The organism is Salinimicrobium soli (assembly GCF_048323655.1).
Lineage (GTDB): Bacteria > Bacteroidota > Bacteroidia > Flavobacteriales > Flavobacteriaceae > Salinimicrobium > Salinimicrobium soli.
The window spans coordinates 570,200-590,159 of the sequence record NZ_JBLUWW010000001.1; the positions used below are offsets into that span (position 1 = coordinate 570,200).

18 protein-coding genes are annotated in these 19,960 nt (G+C 44.5%); 5 read left to right on the top strand and 13 right to left on the bottom strand.

Annotated features, from left to right (window positions below):
* Positions 1-6: 6 nt before the first annotated feature.
* The 4 genes from ACNORC_RS02720 (at position 7) to ACNORC_RS02735 (ending at position 4,231) form a co-directional block, all read left to right on the top strand.
* The gene (locus ACNORC_RS02720) at positions 7-2,328 is read left to right on the top strand and encodes a penicillin-binding protein 1A (RefSeq protein ID WP_418334052.1); all 2,322 of its coding nucleotides are present in this window, start codon (positions 7-9) and stop codon (positions 2,326-2,328) included.
* Between the two features lie 94 nt (positions 2,329-2,422).
* Positions 2,423-3,121: a CoA transferase subunit A gene (locus ACNORC_RS02725; RefSeq protein WP_418334053.1), complete on the top strand. Its 699-nt coding sequence runs from the start codon at positions 2,423-2,425 to the stop codon at positions 3,119-3,121.
* Positions 3,122-3,182: 61 nt separating this feature from the next.
* Positions 3,183-3,536: a four helix bundle protein gene (locus ACNORC_RS02730; protein WP_418334054.1), complete on the top strand. Its 354-nt coding sequence runs from the start codon at positions 3,183-3,185 to the stop codon at positions 3,534-3,536.
* Between the two features lie 41 nt (positions 3,537-3,577).
* Positions 3,578-4,231 (top strand): CoA transferase subunit B, encoded by a 654-nt coding sequence (locus tag ACNORC_RS02735; protein ID WP_418334055.1) that lies wholly within the window; start codon positions 3,578-3,580, stop codon positions 4,229-4,231.
* Positions 4,232-4,294: 63 nt separating this feature from the next.
* On the opposite strand, the gene ACNORC_RS02740 is transcribed toward ACNORC_RS02735, so the two are convergent.
* From ACNORC_RS02740 to ACNORC_RS02760, 5 genes are all read right to left on the bottom strand, one after another.
* Positions 4,295-4,657, bottom strand: a complete 363-nt coding sequence (locus ACNORC_RS02740) for a DUF6616 family protein (protein ID WP_418334056.1) — start codon at positions 4,655-4,657, stop codon at positions 4,295-4,297.
* Between the two features lie 136 nt (positions 4,658-4,793).
* Entirely contained in the window at positions 4,794-5,507 is a 714-nt protein-coding gene (locus ACNORC_RS02745; RefSeq protein ID WP_418334057.1) for a 3'-5' exonuclease, read from the bottom strand.
* Positions 5,504-6,649 carry a serine hydrolase domain-containing protein gene (locus tag ACNORC_RS02750; RefSeq protein ID WP_418334058.1) on the bottom strand — a complete coding sequence of 382 codons (1,146 nt, stop codon included), beginning with the start codon at positions 6,647-6,649 and terminating at the stop codon, positions 5,504-5,506. Before ACNORC_RS02750 ends, ACNORC_RS02745 begins: the two co-directional genes overlap by 4 nt.
* 1 nt (position 6,650) lies before the next feature.
* On the bottom strand, positions 6,651-7,121 hold the full coding sequence (locus ACNORC_RS02755) for a methylated-DNA--[protein]-cysteine S-methyltransferase (RefSeq protein ID WP_418334059.1): 471 nt from the start codon (positions 7,119-7,121) through the stop codon (positions 6,651-6,653).
* A complete protein-coding gene (locus ACNORC_RS02760; RefSeq protein WP_418334060.1) occupies positions 7,111-8,190 on the bottom strand; it encodes a CNNM domain-containing protein in 1,080 nt (359 codons plus the stop codon). Before ACNORC_RS02760 ends, ACNORC_RS02755 begins: the two co-directional genes overlap by 11 nt.
* A 135-nt stretch (positions 8,191-8,325) precedes the next feature.
* Between ACNORC_RS02760 and ACNORC_RS02765 the strand changes: the two genes are divergently transcribed.
* Positions 8,326-10,503 (top strand): S9 family peptidase, encoded by a 2,178-nt coding sequence (locus ACNORC_RS02765; protein ID WP_418334061.1) that lies wholly within the window; start codon positions 8,326-8,328, stop codon positions 10,501-10,503.
* Positions 10,504-10,673: 170 nt separating this feature from the next.
* Here the strand turns inward: ACNORC_RS02765 and ACNORC_RS02770 are convergent, their stop codons facing one another.
* The 8 genes from ACNORC_RS02770 to ACNORC_RS02805 are packed head-to-tail and all read right to left on the bottom strand — an operon-like array spanning position 10,674 to position 19,952.
* On the bottom strand, positions 10,674-11,468 hold the full coding sequence (locus ACNORC_RS02770; protein WP_418334062.1) for a TIGR04290 family methyltransferase: 795 nt from the start codon (positions 11,466-11,468) through the stop codon (positions 10,674-10,676).
* Positions 11,469-11,478: 10 nt separating this feature from the next.
* Entirely contained in the window at positions 11,479-12,555 is a 1,077-nt protein-coding gene (locus ACNORC_RS02775) for a CgeB family protein (protein ID WP_418334063.1), read from the bottom strand.
* A 3-nt stretch (positions 12,556-12,558) separates the two neighbouring features.
* Positions 12,559-13,671 carry a CgeB family protein gene (locus ACNORC_RS02780; RefSeq protein ID WP_418334064.1) on the bottom strand — a complete coding sequence of 371 codons (1,113 nt, stop codon included), beginning with the start codon at positions 13,669-13,671 and terminating at the stop codon, positions 12,559-12,561.
* Positions 13,668-14,804 (bottom strand): CgeB family protein, encoded by a 1,137-nt coding sequence (locus ACNORC_RS02785; protein ID WP_418334065.1) that lies wholly within the window; start codon positions 14,802-14,804, stop codon positions 13,668-13,670. Before ACNORC_RS02785 ends, ACNORC_RS02780 begins: the two co-directional genes overlap by 4 nt.
* Complete coding sequence (locus tag ACNORC_RS02790; RefSeq protein WP_418334066.1) at positions 14,801-15,907, bottom strand: glycosyltransferase family 4 protein; 1,107 nt, start codon at positions 15,905-15,907, stop codon at positions 14,801-14,803. Before ACNORC_RS02790 ends, ACNORC_RS02785 begins: the two co-directional genes overlap by 4 nt.
* The gene (locus ACNORC_RS02795) at positions 15,897-16,910 is read right to left on the bottom strand and encodes a Gfo/Idh/MocA family protein (RefSeq protein ID WP_418334067.1); all 1,014 of its coding nucleotides are present in this window, start codon (positions 16,908-16,910) and stop codon (positions 15,897-15,899) included. Before ACNORC_RS02795 ends, ACNORC_RS02790 begins: the two co-directional genes overlap by 11 nt.
* A gap of 7 nt (positions 16,911-16,917) precedes the next feature.
* Positions 16,918-17,931 carry an MDR/zinc-dependent alcohol dehydrogenase-like family protein gene (locus ACNORC_RS02800; protein ID WP_418334068.1) on the bottom strand — a complete coding sequence of 338 codons (1,014 nt, stop codon included), beginning with the start codon at positions 17,929-17,931 and terminating at the stop codon, positions 16,918-16,920.
* A complete protein-coding gene (locus tag ACNORC_RS02805; RefSeq protein ID WP_418334069.1) occupies positions 17,928-19,952 on the bottom strand; it encodes a GDP-mannose 4,6-dehydratase in 2,025 nt (674 codons plus the stop codon). Before ACNORC_RS02805 ends, ACNORC_RS02800 begins: the two co-directional genes overlap by 4 nt.
* Positions 19,953-19,960 lie beyond the last annotated feature (8 nt).

A 19,960-nucleotide genomic window follows, 5' to 3' on the forward strand; every position in this document is an offset into this window, starting at 1 on the left:
TGGCCCATGGGCAAGACAACAACAAATTCAAAGAAAAAGGCTGAGAAAAGAAGGGACTACAGCCGATATAAAGCATGGTTCTGGAGCGTTTTTGCAATTGGAATAATGGCAATTCTGTTCTTATTCCTCCTGGCGGGATGGGGAGTTTTTGGCTCCATGCCTACCTTTGAGGAATTGGAGAATCCTGAGACTAATCTGGCTACAGAAATTATTTCTTCAGATGGAGAGACTCTTGGGAAATATTATAACGAGAACAGAACTCCGATTAAATATGAAGATCTTCCGCAGCACCTGGTTGAAGCTCTTGTCGCTACAGAAGATGAGCGCTACTATGAACATTCGGGGATTGATGCCCGAAGTACTTTAAGAGCTGCTGTTTACCTTGGTAAAAAAGGTGGGGCCAGTACTATTACCCAGCAGTTAGCTAAATTGCTGTTCACAGAAAATGCCTCCAAAAATCCGGCTGCAAGGGTACTACAGAAATTCAAGGAATGGATCATTGCAACCCGTCTGGAACGTCAGTACACTAAAGAAGAGATTATTACCATGTATCTCAATAAATACGATTTTATTTATCAGGCGGTTGGAATTCGGTCAGCTGCAAAGATATATTTCGATAAGGAACCAAAAGAATTACGTCCTGAAGAGTCTGCCGTTCTGGTGGGAATGCTAGTGAATTCCGCATATTACAACCCTGTAAGAAGACCAGAATTAGTAGAACAAAGAAGAAATGTGGTGTTAGGCCAGATGGCGAAGAATGGATATATCACTCAAGAAGAGAAGGATTCGCTACAACAGATTCCAATGAAGATAGACTTTACTCCCCAAGGCCATGATGAGGGAATTGCCACCTACTTTCGTGCGTATTTACAGGGATTTCTGAAAGATTGGATCGAAAAGAACCCGAAACGCGACGGCAGCAAATACAATATATATCGCGACGGCCTTAAAATATATACCAGTATAGATTCCAGAATGCAGGAGTATGCAGAGGAGGCAGTAAAAATGCACCTTGCCAACCTTCAGAAGGAATTTGATCGCCAGAATAAAAATAACAAAACCGCCCCTTTTAGAGATGTTACACTGGAGGAAAGAAACAAACTTGTTCGGGATGCTATGAACAGAAGTGAACGCTGGCGCATATTGAAAGATATGGGGAAATCAAATGAGGAGATCCTCAAATCATTTGACCAGAAGACAAGTATGAAGATATTCACCTGGGATGGAGTGAAGGATACCATCATGACACCAAAAGATTCTATACTATACTATAAATCTTTCTTTCAAACCGGGATGATGTCAATGACCCCACAAACAGGAGAAGTCAAAGCCTGGGTTGGTGGGATCAATTTTAAACACTTCAAGTACGATCACGTGAAGCAGGGTAAAAGGCAGGTTGGATCTACCTTCAAGCCTTTTGTTTACGCAACGGCAATAGATCAATTACACTTATCTCCGTGTGATACGGTTCCTATGAGCCTGTATACAATTGAAGCAGGGAAGCATGGTAATCAAAATGATTGGACACCGAAGAACAGCGGTGGTGAATATGCAGGAATGGTAACCTTGCAGGAGGGACTGGCTAAATCGGTGAACACCGTTACAGCCCGGTTAATAGATAGAGTGGGTCCTAAACCGGTCATTGATCTTATCGAAAAGCTCGAAATCGACAGTGAAAATATTCCGGAAGTACCTTCTATCGCTTTAGGAACAGCAGACCTTAGTGTATTTGAAATGGTATCTGCCTACAGTGCCTTTGTAAATGAAGGGGTTTATGTGAAACCGGTAATAGTTACTAGGATTGAGGATAAGAACGGAACAATCTTATATCAGCACGTACCCGAAACCAAGGACGTATTGAGCAAAGAAGCGGCATACGTGACGGTGAACCTTATGGAAGGGGTAACACGCTTTGGTTCCGGAACCCGTTTAAGAGGTAGCTGGGCTAAAGGATCTGAATTATACGAGCGCGCAGTAACCGGATATCCTTATGAATTTGAAAATGCCATTGCAGGAAAGACCGGAACTACTCAAAATCAGAGTGACGGGTGGTTCATGGGAATGGTTCCCAACCTGGTAACAGGAGTTTGGGTAGGAGCAGAGGATCGTGCGGTTCACTTTCCGGGTATCGCCTATGGACAGGGGGCTACCATGGCTCTACCTATCTGGGGGATCTATATGAAGAAAGTGTACGCAGACAAGCAGCTTGATATTTCTAAAGAGGAATTTCCGAGACCTGAAAATTTAAGTATCCAGATCGATTGCGATAACTATGGCAAGAACGGATCTGGAGAACAGGATGCTCTTCCGGACGAGTTGGATTTCTAAATTCCGGGAGTTTTGATCTGAAAATAGGGTTTGCACCGCGCAAGCGTTGTAGCAGGCACTTTATTTTTGTATTTTCGGATTAAAATAACCAACAATGATCAAGAAAACTGTAGAAGGCGTCACCCAGGCACTTGAAGGTGTTCAGGATGGAATGACCTTCATGCTTGGCGGGTTTGGATTGTGTGGCATCCCTGAAAATGCCATTTCTGAACTGGTTCGCCGCAATGTAAAAAACCTTACCTGTATCTCCAATAATGCCGGTGTCGATGATTTTGGACTCGGCTTACTTCTTAAGAAAAAACAGATCGATAAAATGATCTCCTCCTATGTGGGCGAAAATGCCGAATTCGAACGGCAAATGCTCAGCGGAGAGCTCGAGGTAGAACTCACTCCACAGGGAACACTTGCTGCAAAATGTCAGGCAGCCCAGCAGGGCTTTCCCGCTGTTTATACTCCTGCCGGATTTGGAACCGAGGTCGCCAAGGGAAAAGAGACCCGAGAGTTCAACGGTAAAATGTACGTGCTCGAAGAAGCCTACCAGGCAGACTTCGCTTTTGTAAAAGCCTGGAAAGGAGACGAAGCCGGAAACCTCATTTTTAAAGGTACAGCCCGTAATTTTAATCCGTTGATGTGTGGTGCGGCCAAGATCACAGTAGCTGAAGTGGAAGAGCTCGTTAAACCGGGGGAATTAGATCCCAACCAGATCCATATTCCGGGGATTTTTGTGCAGCGAATCTTCCAGGGGAAGAATTACGAGAAGAGAATAGAACAACGAACCGTTAGAAAAAAATAAATTATTGATTTGAAAATTTGGGAATGAGATGATTTGAAAATGAAACCTAAAACTGCAACTTATGAGAGATGACAAAGAAAATCTGATTGTTAGCAAAACCTTCAATTTTGCGTTAGAAGCCATCGATTATTCGGAAAAGTTAAGATCTCTTCATAAGTACGAAATGGCCTCCCAGCTTTTTAGAAGTGGAACTTCAATTGGTGCTAATGTGTGGGAAGCTCAAAATGCAGAAAGTAATGCAGATTTCATTCATAAGTTCAAAATAGCTGCAAAGGAATCAGATGAAACGGACTACTGGCTCAGGCTTTGTAAGGCTTCACCTCATTATCCTGATCCAGGACCGGAGCTTCCGAAAGAGATAAATTCAATCATAAGGATCATAACCAAAATCATTTCTTCAAGTAAGAAGAAGTAATTTTCAAATTTTAAAATCTGCAAATCTTCAAATTTTAGAAAATGCTTGATAAGAACGGAATAGCGAAAAGAATCGCAAAAGAGGTTAAAGACGGATATTACGTAAATCTCGGAATTGGAATTCCCACTTTGGTAGCCAATTTTGTGCGTGACGATATACAGGTAGAATTCCAAAGCGAGAATGGGATTCTGGGCATGGGACCTTTTCCTTTTGAGGGAGAGGAAGACGCAGACCTTATCAACGCCGGAAAACAAACAATAACTGCTTTACCCGGCGCCAGTTTCTTTGACTCCGCAATGAGCTTCGGAATGATCCGGGGACAGCATGTTGATTTGACTATTCTTGGAGCAATGGAAGTGGCTGAGAATGGTGACATTGCCAACTGGAAGATTCCGGGGAAAATGGTAAAAGGAATGGGAGGCGCCATGGATCTTGTGGCCAGTGCAGAAAATATTATTGTTGCAATGATGCATACCAATCGTGCCGGAGAGTCAAAACTTCTGAAAAGATGTACGCTGCCGCTTACCGGAGTAGGTTGTGTTACAAAGATCGTGACTAACCTCGCGGTGCTTGAGGTGACCAAAGATGGATTTAAACTTCTGGAAAGGGCACCCGGTGTAAGTGTAGAGGAGATCCAAAAGGCGACGGAAGGAAGGCTGATTATAGAAGGAGAAATTCCCGAAATGCAATTATAAAAGGAAGACCTGCAAGGTTTAACAAATCCTGCAGGTCTTTTTTATATTAGAACTTTCAGTAAACTATTCTGTAATTGATGTGGAGCGTTTTTCCAGGTTGACCAGAAAATCAAGTGCTTCATTGATAGGCATGATCTCACCGCGCGAATTCACCTGATTAAAATACTTATGCCAGTGAGCTTCCTCAACACCGTGTTCAAAGCGTTTGGCATGCTCTAAAGAAGGCACTTTCCATACTGCCATATATCGGTAATCACTTCGGTAAGGCGTATGTTCATCGTTCATAGCCCATCCCAGGTTTTCGATTCCATCTTTTTTCATGTCATTGATCGCTTCTCCCACTTTGTTCATATAAGCTCTTCGATCCTCTTTGGAAAGGTCCATCCATTTTTGGGTAACATTCCATTGTTCCACGTACAGGTACATAATTATGGTGTTTTGGTTAATTAATTGGTTATGAAAACCGGATCTTCAGAGCCGGATTCATCTAATTAAAGATACCAAATAGTTGAGAGGCAGCTTCCTACAATAACATTTGATTATAAGGAATTCTTAAGAACTGTTAAACCGTAAGAATTTCTTCTTCTGAAAGCAGGGGCTCCTGGCGTAGTCTTAGTACTACCTGGGCAATGGCAATAACATCTTTTTCACAGTAGGTCACTATTCGGTCAAGGTCCTGGTGCTTATAAAAGACATTGCACACCTCACTTCCGTCAATATCATCTTTAGGCGATGGGATGTTGAGCACATTGCATAGCAACTTTAAAGAGGTGTAATGCTTGTAATCTCCAAATTTCCACAACTCCAGGGTATCGAGGTGAGGAACTTCCCAGGGTTTTTTTCCGAAGAGGTCGAGTTTGTTGGGCAATTCCATGTTGTGGATCAGCATTCGTCGTGCGATGTACGGAAAATCAAATTCCTTCCCGTTGTGGGCGCAAAGCAGGTGTTGAGGTCTGCTGAAATGATCCTCCAGCAGGTTTTTGAAATCTCCCAATAACTTTTTCTCTTCCCCATGTAAAGTGGTAATTCTAAAGGTTCTTTTTTCCCCCTGGAATGCAAAATAACCGACAGAGATACAGATGATCTTCCCAAATTCTGCCCATATTCCGGCTCTTTCATAGAATTCTTCGGGAGAAAATTCTTCTTTTCGCTGGTATTGCGTCTTCAGCTCCCAGAGTTTCTTCTTTTCTTCTGAAAGTTCTTCAAAAGTGGCATTTTCAGGAACAGTTTCAATGTCGAGAAAAAGCAGGTTCTTTAAAGCGATTTTTTTGATCATAACGGGTTTCCTAACATGTTGTATACTTCATCCAGATAAGTGTAGAAATCATTGGAATGCTGTTGGTCATCAGGCCTTTTTCCCCGGTCTTTGCCAAGGCGTACAATGATAAGATCATCTTCGGGAATAACGATCACGTACTGTCCCAGAATTCCGCGGAGGTAGAAGATGTCTTTGCCTTTATAATCCTCGAGCCACAATCCGTAGCCGTAGTCGGGATAATCTTCAAAGCGCGGATGAATGGAAGTAGCTACAAACGAAGAATCAAGCAATTGCTGTCCTTTCCAGTTTCCGAAGTCTTTATAGAGCTTCCCGAATTTCGCAAAATCCCGCGCATTGGAGGCGATGCAACAATACGCTTTCTCCATGCCATTTTCAGGATTGTCTATTTGCCACAAGGCGTCTTTGTGCATCCCGAGAGGTTTCCAGAAGCTCTCGCTCAGGTATTGAGAAAGGGTCTTTCCGGTGGCTTTTGCGATAACCATTCCCAATAGTTCGGTATTTCCACTCAGGTAATTAAATTCCTGTCCCGGTTCTTCCACCACTTTTAAAGAGAGGATCTGTTCCTCAATATTATCTCCAAAATAAGCTCTGGCAGTCATGGAGAATGGGTTGTAGTAATTCTCTTCCCAGTTAAGGCCGGAAGACATCGAAGCAAGGTCGCCCACCGTTAGACGGGAATCGAACTGCGGAAAGAAATCTGAAACCGGCTGGTCCAGCCCTGATATCTTTCCTTCAGCGATGGCTTTGCCAAGTAAGGCGGCCACAATACTTTTGGCCATTGAAAAGGAGTTGGTACGGGAGTCTTTATCATAACCCTCTGCATAATTTTCATACCAAATGCTGTCATTCTTAATGATGAGAAAGGCCACCGTTCCCAGCTCTTTATTGGTCTGTTGCAAGCGTTCAGTGGCGCTGACCGAATTGTAACCATGGTGCAGCGGCCATTCCTGTGGCTCGCCCGCTTCGATCTCCCGGTTTGGGAATTCCGTATAATCCTCAATGTAGGCCGTAGTGTGACCACTTAGATACGTGGTGCTGATTCCTTTTAAAATGTATTCATAATCGAATACGTACAGCAGTAAAACTGCAGCGACGAGAAAAAGGAGGATGCCAAAAAAGGTGTTTTTGAATCTTTTCATTTTAGAACAAACTTTGTTGAGTGGAAGGATTCTCGTGGTCCAGCAGCCATTTTTTTCGCCACAGTCCGCCGGCGTATCCGGTAAGTGAACCATCGCTGCCAATGACCCGGTGACAGGGCACCAGGATCCATAAAGGATTTTTCCCGTTGGCCGAAGCTATGGCGCGTATAGCCTTTGGGTCGCCGTATTGTTTTGCCAGGTCCATGTAGGAGCAGGTGCTGCCAAAGGGGATCTCCAGTAGGAGTTCCCATACTCTCTTCTGAAAGTCTGTACCCTGAGGGTTCAGTGGCAGATCAAATTCTTTTCGGGTTCCCTCGAAATATTCGCGCAGTTGGACTACAGCATGGCGAAGAATTTCCGGGTTTATTTCTCCGGGATTTTCTTCGGAAAGGGACAGGCTAATTAGGCCTTTTTCGTCCCCTTCCAGAATAGCAGTTCCCAGGGGAGTATCTATTACGGCTCTACTCGTCATTCTTTGTTTTCCTGCCTTTAAAAATACCCAATTTTTGGGCACGTCTTTCCCAATTTTTTCGGGCCAACACCTGCATGTCTTCAATACTGTCACTTTCGTCCATGATCTCCAGTCCCAACAAAGTTTCTATGATATCTTCCATGGTCACCAGTCCAACGGTATTCCCGTATTGGTCGACTACCATTGCCAGGTGGGTGCGCTGCTGAATGAACTTATCAAAAAGCTCGGGAATGGGAGTGTCTTCAGAGGTTAGCGGAATTTCCCTTTTTAGAACACTCAGAGGTTGAGTTCCTTTCTCATCGATCATTTGTTCCAGCACCTCATCTTTCAGAATAAACCCGGTGATATTGCTGGGCCGTTGATTGTAAACCGGAATTCGTGAAAACTTGAGGTTCTTATGCTGTTTGTGGAAACTTTCAATAGAGGTCTTTTCATCTTCGGTCACGGCAACCGAAAATGGGGTCATCACATCTTTGGCCAACACATTATTGAACACCAGCATATTTTTGATGACTGTTGTCTCCTTTCCCTCAAAGACTCCTTCTTCCTCAGCCACATCCGTGATCGCCATAAATTCTTCCCGGCTCATGGTGCTAACATGGGCACTTTTGCCAATTAATTTGGTGGTGAGCATCATCAGCCATAAGATTCCGGTATACTTCAGCGGAAACACAAAGATCTTCAGAGTAGTGGCAGTAAATCTTCCCAGGGATTTCCAATAGGTGGCCCCAATGGTCTTTGGGATTATTTCTGAAATGATAAGGATGGCCAGGGTCATTAATGTTGAAACTATACCCACAATATTACCTCCGTCTCCAAAGACCCTTTCTGCCTGCACCCCCACCAGAATTGCACCTACGGTATGAGCAACTGTATTGATGGTGAGAATGGCGATCAAAGGCCTGTCGACATCCTGTTTGAAATGAGCCAGCGTGTGCGCATAATGTTTTCCCTGTCGGGATTTCATCCGAATGTAGGACGGGGTAATGCTCAAAAATGCGGCTTCCAGGATGGAGCACATAAATGAAAAAAAGATAGAAATGAAGGCATATAAGATCAGTAATCCCATTCAGTGAGGTTCTTTTAAGAAACTCAATTTACTAATTCTACTTCGGAAAAAATACTGCGGGATCGAAAATTGGGAAAGAACCCTGTTGATTTGCTATCTTGGACCTGATATATTCTTTAAACCTAAACTCCTAAAATGAATAACACCCTGTTAACCCTACTTTTCATTAATCTCTGCGGAATAACCATGCTCGCTCAAAACGAGGTTAAAGAACAAATAACGGCCGAAGATTATGAGCATGCCGTGAAATTTCTCAGGTTTAATGCAAATCCACTCGTGAAGCGGGAAAATGTAAGACCGAATTGGCTCAATGACGGCCGTTTCTGGTATGGGATCTCAACACCCGAAGGAACCGAATATGTCGTTGTAGATCCAAAAACCGGGAAAAAAGTAATTGCTGCTTCCGAAGAAGAACTCTTTAAAAAAGCAAAGATATCAGCTGATAAGACTCCTGAAGTCGCAAGAAATGAAAAGCTTTCTCCCGACAAAAAGAAGGTAGCATTCATTCGCAATTGGAATTTATGGATACGAAACCTGGAAACAGGCGAGGAAACGCAACTTACTAAAGACGGGATAGAGAACTACGGTTATGCTACCGATAATGCCGGCTGGCGTAAAAGTGACCGCCCAATTTTGTTGTGGTCACCAGATTCTAAAAAGATCGCCACCTTTAAGCAGGACCAGCGGCATGTGAGCGATATGTACCTGGTCGAGACCAAGGTGGGAGAACCTAATTTGCAAAGCTGGAAGTATCCCATTCCTGGAGATGAAAAAGTGATACAAATAGAGCGGGTTATCATTGATCTGGAGGATCAAGAGATTGTCAAACTGGATGTTCCGGCAGATCCCCGTCGCGGCACACTTTGCGATGATATCTCGTGTTCGGGAGATTTTGATGATAACTACTGGAATGAAGACGCTACGAAATTGGCTTTTGTTTCAACGTCCCGCGATCACAAGGAGGCAAAGCTCAGAATTGCCGATGCAGAGACCGGAGAGGTGAGAGAAGTTCTGGAAGAGATCGTGCCAACGCAATATGAATCAGGACAGGGCAGCATTAACTGGAAGTATTTGCCCAAGAGCGATGAGATCATCTGGTATTCAGAAAGGGATAATTGGGGGCATCTTTATTTGTATGACCTCAAGACAGGAAACCTAAAAAATCAGATCACAAAAGGCGATTTTGTAGTTACTCAACTCCTAAGAGTAGATGAAAAGAACAACCGGGTTCTTTACTTTGAGGCTCAGGGACGGGAAGAAGGGCAGGATCCCTATTTCTCAAACCTGTACAGAATTGATTTTAGCGGAAAAAACCTTAAACTTTTAACTCCCGAAAATGCCAATCACAAGGTATATTTTCCGCCAAAGGGAGATTATTTTATTGACAATTATTCAACTCCCACTACACCTCCGGTTTCAGTGCTGCGCAACAACAAAGGAAAATTAATTGCTACTTTGGAAAAAGCGGACATTTCTAAACTTGAGGGAATGGGCTGGAAAGCTCCAGAGCCGGTCACTGTAAAGTCGGCTAATGGCCGTTGGGATCTTTACGGACTGGTGTTCACACCTACTGATCTTGATGAGTCGAAAAAATATCCGGTGGTGAATTATGTATATCCTGGTCCGCAGGGCGGGGGATTGGGTCCCCGTTCTTTTTACGCTGCCCGGTCAGATCACCAGGCTCTGGCTGAACTTGGTTTTATCGTAGTGGTCATTGACGGCACCTGTAATCCGGGAAGGTCGAAAGCTTTTCACGATGCCTGCTACGGAAATATCTCCGGAAATACTTTGGAAGATCAAATAGCTGGAATGAAACAACTGGCAAAAGAGCGTCCTTATATGGACCTCGAAAAAGTTGGGATCTGGGGTCATTCCGGAGGTGGATTTGCGGCTGCCGCAGCCATGTTCCGTTATCCGGAATTCTACAAAGTTGGGATTGCAGAATCCGGAAACCATGACAACCGGAACTATGAAGATGATTGGGGAGAACGGTACATCGGACTTTTAACACCTACAGCAGACGGTGATAATTACGTGCAACAGGCTAATCAGAACTATGCCGAAAACCTGCAGGGAAAATTGCTCCTGGCCCACGGTGGACTTGATGATAATGTGCCTCCATACAACACTTACCTGGTTGTGGATGCTTTAATTGATGCCAACAAAGACTTTGACCTGATCATTTTCCCAAATGCACGACATGGGTATGGGAAAGACAGCTATTATATGATGCGCCGTCGCTGGGATTATTTCGTGGAACATTTAAAAGGAGCTACTCCTCCGGAGAATTTTGAAATAGAACCGGGCTGGTAAAAAATTGGACCTGCGAGGTTTTCAAAACCTCGTAGGTCTCTATTTTAAGGGAGGATAATACAACGAAAACTGAGGGAAAAGTATACCTACGAGGTTAAAAAGAAACCTCGCAGGTTTAATAAGTCGGACATAACTTAAACCTACAGGGTTAAAACAAACCTTGCAGGTTCTTATTTTTTCGTCTTCTTTTTCGCCTCTTCTTTCCAATCTTTCCCAACAGCCGAGAGATATTCTGAATAATTCCAGGTGTCAAGGCTGGAGTAGAGAGTTTTGTCTTTTTCAGCAATATAGGTTTCATCTTCGGGCATTGCGGTAACCTTAAATCCGCAGCTGCGAAGCAGGGAAATAATACCTTGATGATTTGGAGCCCACCAGTTCGTGGGATCGCCCGCAAGTTTATTCTCGATAAATGCCATTTTTGGCCAGCTATCATTTTTCATGATCTCCCGGCGGTGGAATTCCACATCTTCCGGAATTTCCATCTCCTCCTTCCCCGGAAGAGAAAGCGTTTGAAAGACCATCATTTTTTTCACTTTTTGAGTGAGTATGTCCATTGCCAGCATGGGATACCGCAGGTGGTAAAACACTCCCATGAACCAGACAAGATCAAATTGTTCTTCGGTATGTGCTAGATCATACACCTGCATCTGCCTGAACTGTATCTTGTCATCCAGCCCGAATTGGGCCGCCGTCCATCGCGCCTGTTTTAGGTAATGCTCGTCCAGGTCTATTCCCAACACATCTGCACCTCTTTTTGCCAGCTCAATGGAATAGAATCCGGCATTACAACCTATGTCCAGCACCTTCCAGCCGGTTAAGTCTTCTGGAATAGAGGTTTTGATGTTCTTCCACTTAAATGCCGGGAAATCGCCTAAAAAGTGGTCCGGGGCAGTATGAGTACCGTCCGGCAGGTGAATATTGTGAAACCAGGGAGCCAGTTCTTTTACTTCTGCTTCTGTAGACATAGATCAAATATTAAACGTTCTCAGAAAGCTGGAATGCTTCCTGTACATAGCTTTCAAGTTCTTTTGCACGTGCCCTTGCAGTATGGGACTTCAACACTTTTTGTCGTGCCCTTTCCCCAATTCTTTTACGCTGCTCTTCTGAAATGCTCATAAAATAATCCTGTACGTCTCCGGACGAAGTGGCGATCAGGATCTCCGTGTGCAGTTCAAAAATGCTGTCGATCCCTTCCCAGTAATCAGAAATGATAGGAACACCACAAGCGGCAGCTTCAAAAAGCCGCACGCTGGGAGAATATCCTGCCTTGATCATATCTTCCCGAGTCACGTTGAGGGTATATTTTTGGGAATTGTAAAAGCTGCGATGTTCAGCAGGAGGAAGGTGTTCAATCCTCTGAACATTGGGCGCCCAGGGAAAATCTTCCGGATATTGCGGCCCGGCCACCACGAATTTTTCCTCCGGGAACTCGGCTGCAGGTTTGTTCAGCAGCTCCTGCACGGTTGGTTGGCGGTCTGTACTGTATGTTCCCAAATAGCCCATTTGCCATTTCACCGGTTTATCTTCCGGAAAATAGAGATCGGGATCCACAGAGCAATAGAGAGCTTTGGCTCGCGGAGAACCGTAATGCTCCTCGAGATATTTCAGAATTGGACCTCCCGAAAATGACAGATACAGGTCGTATTTTTTGATCAGGTCAGGGTGGAGGTATTCGTAATCCTTCCGCTTAAGTTTGGCGAGGGTTACCGGCGTATCAATATCGTAGAATGCCGTTACCCCATTGGCAGTTTCGATCGCCCAGTTCCCGACTTCTACGCCTTGCTGTACATACGAACCGACGATCACTACATCAGCTTCTGAAACCTCTTTTTTATAATCGGTTTTTAGCTCTTCATTTGTTTTGTACAACCCGAGGCGGCAACAATTGGGATCCGGCATATCCCGGTGACCCGAATACCACGGCACATCTTTTTCCAGGAAAAGGATGTCATGACCTAATGCCTTTAATTCTTTGATAAGCGCTCGATAGGTGGTAGCGTGGCCGTTGCCCCAGGAAGAGGTGATCGAGAGGCCGATGATTACAAATTTCATATTCTATTGTTTTTGTTCGACGGTTGCATTTTCATCCTGCAGTTTTGCGGAAATTACCTTTTCCAGCAGTTCAGCGCGATGTTCGTAGGTATGTTCAGCCAGCACTTTTTTATAGGCTGCTTTGCCAATTGCTTTGGCTTTTTGAGAAGTTAACCCAGCTAAGATGTCTGTCACTTCCTGTCCGGATTTCGCCACCAGGATCTCCTTTCCGGGTTCGAAAAAGCTCTCTATGCCTTTCCAGTAATCGGTAATGATACAGGCTCCTGCACCGGCTGCTTCAAAAACGCGGGTTGCGGGTGAAAATCCGTACTTCGCCATACTGTCGCGGCTTATGTTCAGTACTGCTTTTGGGGTGCAGTTAAAGGCGTTGTGATCTTTAGTATAGACGTGGCCAACATAGCTGATGTTTTTGGGAATGTCTTTATCACCCCAGCCGCTTCCGCCGAGGATGAATTTCTCCTTCGGAAGATTTTTAGCCGGTTCAATGAAAAATTCTTCCACTCTCGTTTCCCTGTCGGGCAACCTGTTCCCTAAAAATGCCAGGGAGGCTTCAAACCTTTCCTCAGGTTCTACAGGATAATGAGTTTCGGTATCCAGGGCATTGTAAATAGGAATGCACCTTTTCGCGCCGTTCCTTTCATAGGCATCTATTACCGGTTGCCCGCCCCCATAGGTGAGCACGAAATCGTATTTTGGGATAAGCTCGTTGAAAGGATCTGCAGGATCCGATTCAATGCGATCAAGGGTTGCCGGTGCATCCACGTCCCAAAAAATGATGAGGTTATCATCCTTTTTCAGCTGGGTCACCTCATACTCCAAAAACTCATCAAAGGCACCCACCCCACTTGCTTTAATGATGACATCCGCTTCCGAAGCTTTCCGCAGAAGGGCCTCCAGCGTCACTTTATCTTCGGGATACACGATGACCTTGCACCAATCAGGATCTTCAATGTCCCGGTGCTTCTGCCGCTCATAAATATCAGGTTCGTAAAATGTCACTTCATGTCCCATTTTATGCAGGGCCTTCACAATTCCGCGGTAATAAGTGGCGGCACCGTTCCAATATGCTGACACGATACTGGATCCAAAAAAGGCAATTTTGAGCTTATTTTTCATGCTTCCAGACTTTTATTCTGAATAGGAAATATCTTTTCATCGGGTATGTCCAATTCCTGCAGGATCATCTCAAGGACATTCACCCGGTGGGCACAGGTGTGTTTTTTTAGAATGGTATTCCTTCCGTTTTGGGACAGACTCTGTGCCAGATGAGGACTTTTAAGAACTTCGGCTATTCTGTAACCCATGTCATTTCCGTTTGAAGCTACCAGGTAGTCCTCACCGGGAGAGAACAGGTGTTCGGCATCATTCCAGGGGGAACAGATCAACGGAATTCCGCAGGACATAGCTTCAAAAGGCCGGATAGTAGGGATCCCCGGCAACATTTGAACATACGGCCGTCGCGGCACGTGTATGGTCACTTTATACTTTGCAAAAACTTCGGGCACTTTGTAATTGGGTAGCCAGCCGCCATATTCGATCCCGGCCTCGGCCAATGCTTTTTTGGCTTCGTCAGGATAACGCACGCCGTATACCTTTGCTTTTATTCCCAGTTCTTTCACCGGTTCAATGAGAAATTCCATTAATTCCTCGGTTCGCTCATTATCTCCCCAGTTACCGATCCAAACCAGATCACCTTCTTTTTCAGTATCGGGGTGTGGCTTGAAAAGGTCGGCATCGGCTGCTTCATGCCAGGTCCACACGTTTTCTATCCAGCCTTTTTCGAGGTAGATCTTCTTAATGACATCTCCAAAGACCAGGGCGCCATCAAAATTTGATAGATCGAACTTAGCCATACTCTGTTCATCAGAAACTGCACGATGATGAGTATCGTGAAAGAGCAATTTGTAATGAAAATTATCTTTTTGGTCTCCCAGTTGCTGGATCAAAAAAGAATCGTTCCATTCATGCGCGATTACCAGGTCCGCCTTTCCCAAAATATTTTCGTAATTCAGCTTTTTTTCGGGGTTGTAGAACTGGGAATTCAGGGTAGGATAATACTGCCGAAATTCATCAATTTTCTCCGCACCATAGTCCTTTATCAGGTTCTTCAAACTCCAGCCGCCTTCGGGTTCATACACGTCCACATTGTGCCCACGTTTTTGAAGCTCCTTAATAATTCCCCTTAAAAAATGTGCATTCCCATGGTTCCAGTCAGAATAGAGGGAATGATAAAACATCACGATCTTCATACACTCACTGCTTTGGGTTCCTTTTTGATTATTTGACTATACAGCTGATAATAGCCTTTCCCCATTTTTTCTGCGGAAAATTGCTGCGCTCTTGATCTTGCTTTTTCTGAAAGTTCCCGGATGAACTGTTCATTGCCGAGTAAACGAAGTATGGTCTTTTCAGCTTCAGCCCTGTCCTGAGGATCAAAGAAAAGAGCGGCATCATGCCATAGTTCTTTTAAGGTATCAATGTCGCTCAAGACCAGTGCGCATCCATTGGCCGCTGCTTCCAGGATTGCCAAACCAAAAGGTTCATAACGGGTTGGGCTCACAAAGATCCTGGCGCGTTGCATCCAGCGCTGAGCTTTTTCATTGGATAATTTCCCCAGCATTTTGATGTTCTCGAACTTGCATTCTTTTCCGGTGTCAGGATTTATGGGATCTCCGGCGACGTAAACCGGCCATGGCAATTTTTCGGCGAAAGCCGAAAGCAGCTTCAGATTCTTGGCCTCATCCCACATTCTGCCCATGCAAAGGATAATATCTTCTTTTGGTACTTCTTCCGAAGAAAAAGTATTACGACCATTATAGATCACTTTTGAATCTGAAGAAAAATGATGTGTATCCCTGGCTTTTACAAGAATAGCTTTGGTTGGACTCACTACGACATCTGAAGCTTCCAAGGATTCCTGCACGGTTTTGGTGTAATGATCCCACTCATGAGGGGCTTCTTTCCCTTTAACAGCCTGCCACCAGGTTTGCACGCACGAATGGAAGACGGTGATCACGGGAGCCTTCCAGCTCTCTTCCACATGAGCGTAATTGTTGAAGTGAACAATATCAGGTTCTATGGTGTGGTAGATGCTATTGATCCATTTGCGGGATTGCTCCACGTCTTCCCACGGATCTGTCATCCATTCCAGTTTGTAATCACTCTTGTAGAGCAGCACGTTTGGCATTTTCTCCACCTCAACCTGCTGTGCAGGTGAAGGCCAGGCACCCATTGCTGCCAAATGAATTTGAACTCCGTATTTTTCAAGAGCTCTGCAGAGTTCCAGGGAATAAACCCACACTCCTCCTACCGTATCGGTAGTCATTAATATTTTCAGTTTTTTATCTTCCATAGATTCGGTCAATTACTTCAGCGGTTTGTATAAGTTCTTCTGCGGTTGCAGGATCAAATTTGTTGTTCTGTAAAAGGTTTTCTACCCATACCACTCCTGCGCGGCCGCTCCATTCGTCCGGCGGGGTCACCAGGGTCTCAGTCTGTGTGCCGTGATATTTTTCGGCTGTAAAATCATAGAAAGAGCCGTTGACATTTTTAAAAGAGGCGCCTCCCCTGGTGCCGTAGAATTTCGCCTCTATTACCGCATCTTTTCCTGCGGAAACATGCCAGGAGCATTCAAGGTTGATTACCTGGTCTTTTTCTGAAGTCATTGCCACACTCGCAAAATCTTCCACGTGTTCCTCAAAAGAATCCATTTTCTGACCTTTATGGAATAAGTGGCTCCTCACTTCTTTGATCTTCGGAAAGTTTAGCGTCCAAAGCGCCATATCTACCAGGTGAATTCCCAGGTCCATCACACAACCACCACCCGATCTTTTGATGTCATAAAACCATTCTTTATCTGGGCCGTAGGCGTTGTGAAATACCAGGTCTACAGCGTAAATGTCTCCTATCTCTCCGTTTTTGATGAGATCAAAAATGGCTTTAAATGCTTTGGTATAGCGGTAGGAAAGATCGACTGCCAGAAATTTATCAGCTTTTTTTGAAGCTGCCACTACCTTGCGTACCTCTTCAGAATTTCTGCCCAGAGGTTTTTGGCAGAAAACTGCTTTTCCGGAATTCAGGGCCTCGATACTCTGCTGCGCATGCATGGCACTGGGAGTGGCAATAACGATCCCGTCAAGATTGGGATCAGAGATAAGCTCTTTTGAAGAGTCTTTAAAAATGGCATTTTTGGCTGCTTTTTTAGCTTCTTCTGCATTTTCAGCGTCGGGCTCTACAATGGCACCGGCGGTTGCCGAAGTATTGTTTAAAATAGCTTCCATGCGGTTACGGCCAATCCAGCCTACACCCAGGAAACCGAGGTTCAATTCTTTTTTAGTTGGTGGTGTTTCGATCATTCTTTGGTTAGTTGATTGTAATTAATGCTTTAACAAAGCCGTCCGGCCGATTGGTCAAATGTTCATAGGCTTGTTCCATTTCTTCAAGAGTGAAGCTATGAGTGAATAACCAGAACGGATCCATTTTTCCCGTTTTTACTGCTTCAATGGCGGCCTCAATTCCTTCGATGTATTTCTGAGGATCTCTTTCGTGTGCACTTATCATATCAATTCCCCTCCAGTTTAGTAACTGCACATTCAGGCTGCGCATACCATCCTGATGAAATCCGGCGACGATCAATTTTCCCCGCTCAGCCGTCAATTCAATTGAAAGGTTCAGTGGCCATTCCTTTCCGGTACCTTCTATCACCCGTTCACAGAAGTTGCCATTCGTAAGTTCCTTTACCTTTTCAATGATCTTATAATGATCATCCATTTTTACCAGGTGATCTGCACCAGCTTTTTTAGCGGTTTCGAGTGAAAAATCCCTTCGGGAGACGGCGATAACTTCGGCCCCTTCAGATTTTGCGAGTTGCACGAGCAGACTTCCTAAAAATCCGCTGCCCACGATAGCCACTTTCTGCCCTTTTTGGATGTCACTCCTTTTGAAAATATTCATTGCGCATCCCAATGGCTCCCCGGGAAAAGGTTTGTTGTTGAGGAACTCCGGAAGCTTAACTACGCTTTCGGCACTTGCAATATCATGACTTGCATACGCATGGTAGCTAAGCGCCGTAACGCGGTCGCCTTTTCTCAAATTCTCAACTTCATCGCCGACAGCGTCTATCACGCCCCAGCCTTCATGCCCGGGTTCGCCCGGAGAGACAGGATAGTTGAACCAGTCTCTACCTTCCCACATAGGAATATTGGAAGCGCACACTCCCGAACCTTCGAGCTTAATACGGACCTCACCCAAACCGGGTTCCGGAATTTGAAGTTCTTTTAAAATGACCTTTTTGGGACTTTCTAATACAGCAGCCATATAATTCGCGTCTGCTTTGTTTGGCGATTGTACTTCCTCGAGGGTCTTAGGTGAACTCATATTGCTATAGCTTTTGAAGATTTAATATTCGCCGGCAATTCAATGTTGCGGTTTTCGCAGAGCCATCTTAAAAGGTTCTCTACTCCTTCATCTACTGAGAATTTCGGTTCCCATCCTGTTGCTTCTTTAAATTTTGAGGTGTTAGAAACATAGTAGAATTGATCTCCCGTGCGCCAGTCTTTAAAACTTACCTCAACTTCTTTATCGGCTTTTTCTTTTATAAGCTTAAGGATCTCCAGTAAACTCACCGTGTTGTCCGGACCACCACCTATGTTGAAAACCTCGCCAGCAACCCTGTCGATATTTTCATGGGCGAGCATAAAGGCGTCTATTAGATCCTGTACGTAGAGTATGTCGCGTACCTGTTTTCCATTTCCGTAGATCGTGATGGGCTTATCTTGGAGGGCGCTAATGAGGAAATGTGCTACCCAACCCTGATCTTCGTTTCCAAACTGGTGTGGGCCGTAGATACAACTCATCCTAAAGACACAGGTCTTGAGGCCATACGTTCTGGAATAATCGAGAATATATTGTTCGGCAGCACCTTTTGAACACCCATAGGGACTGTGGAAATCCAGCGGTATTTTTTCATTGATGCCATATTTTTTCATTTTTCGGTCTGCCGGATAAAAGCGGTTTTCGTTTTCCTGCATTTTTACCTCCTGAAGGTTTCCATAAACCTTATTGGTGGAGGTAAAGAGCAGGGGCGGCTGGTGATCTAACTTCCGGATCGCCTCCAGAAGATGAAAAGTGCCACTCAGGTTTACATCGAAATCATGCACCGGATTTTCAACCGAAGAAGTTACGGCGACCTGGGCGCAAAGGTGGAAGACTGCCGAAGCATGTTTGACGCATTGTTGCAGGATTCGGGTTTCATTGATATTGGAGATCTGGATGATCAATTTCTCCCCATATTCGCTTTGGAGCCATTTTAAGTTCTCTTCCACGCCATCACGAAAAAGACTGTCGAAGATCATCACTCTTTTCCCTTCGCTGAGGAAACGGGAAGCCAGATTAGTGCCAATAAAACCGGCACCGCCGGTGATCAGTATGTATTTTTCTTTTTCTTCTATTCTGTAGCGTTTTTCAATATAAGAATGGCTTCCAATGTTTTCAATTCCTTCCTTCTGAAGTAATTTGTATAGCAGTTTTCTGGTGCCATCTACTTTCTTCATTCCGAAGAAATATTCCCGCTCATCAAGATGGAAACCACCTACAGTAGCATTCTTTGGATTGAGGTCATTCAGGGAATACCAGTAGATACGATCGGCATCGGCTTTTAAGACATTCACAAACTCCTGATATTGTTTTACCTCGTCATTCTGCCAGGTAGAGAATCCGGCTTCAGAGATCCAGATCTCCTTTTCATAACCTGCTTTTTCAAGAGTTTCTCTTACGGCACTGATGTTTACATCCCATCCTTTCCATTGCTGATCGAAAACATGGGGAAAACCATGGAGACCAACAGCATCAATTTTTTCAAGTAAACCATGCTCGATCATCATTTGTAACCAATTTGGATCGATTGGGCTCATACCTCCCAAAAGGGTCTTTTTCCCGTTCTGTTTAGCCCAATGTGCGGCCATTCCTATCATGGTAGAGAATTTGTTCCAGGAATAGTCAAGGGTATAATCGTATTCGATCTTGTTGTTCGGTTCGTTCCACAGCTCAACCCATTCGAAGTACCGGCCGTATTTTTTGATCATGATGTCGAGGAAATCTGCAAACGCCTTCAGGTCTTTGGGTGGAGCTGAGGTTTTTTCCATTTCACCTATGGAGGGCGGAGTGTATAAAAAGCAGGGCAGGATCTCCACATGTTGACTTAGTTCTTCAAAAAGCCAGTCATACCATTCTTCAGTTCCGTCAACATACCAATCAGCCCACGAAATTCCAGTCCTTAGGTGCTTTACACCTATCTTTTTAAGGTCGGCAATGGTATTTCGCACCTCTTCATATTCTCCGGGCCTGAACCATTCCAGTATTCCAATTGTTGCTGAAGTTATATTTTTTGATAATTCCATGCTTTTTT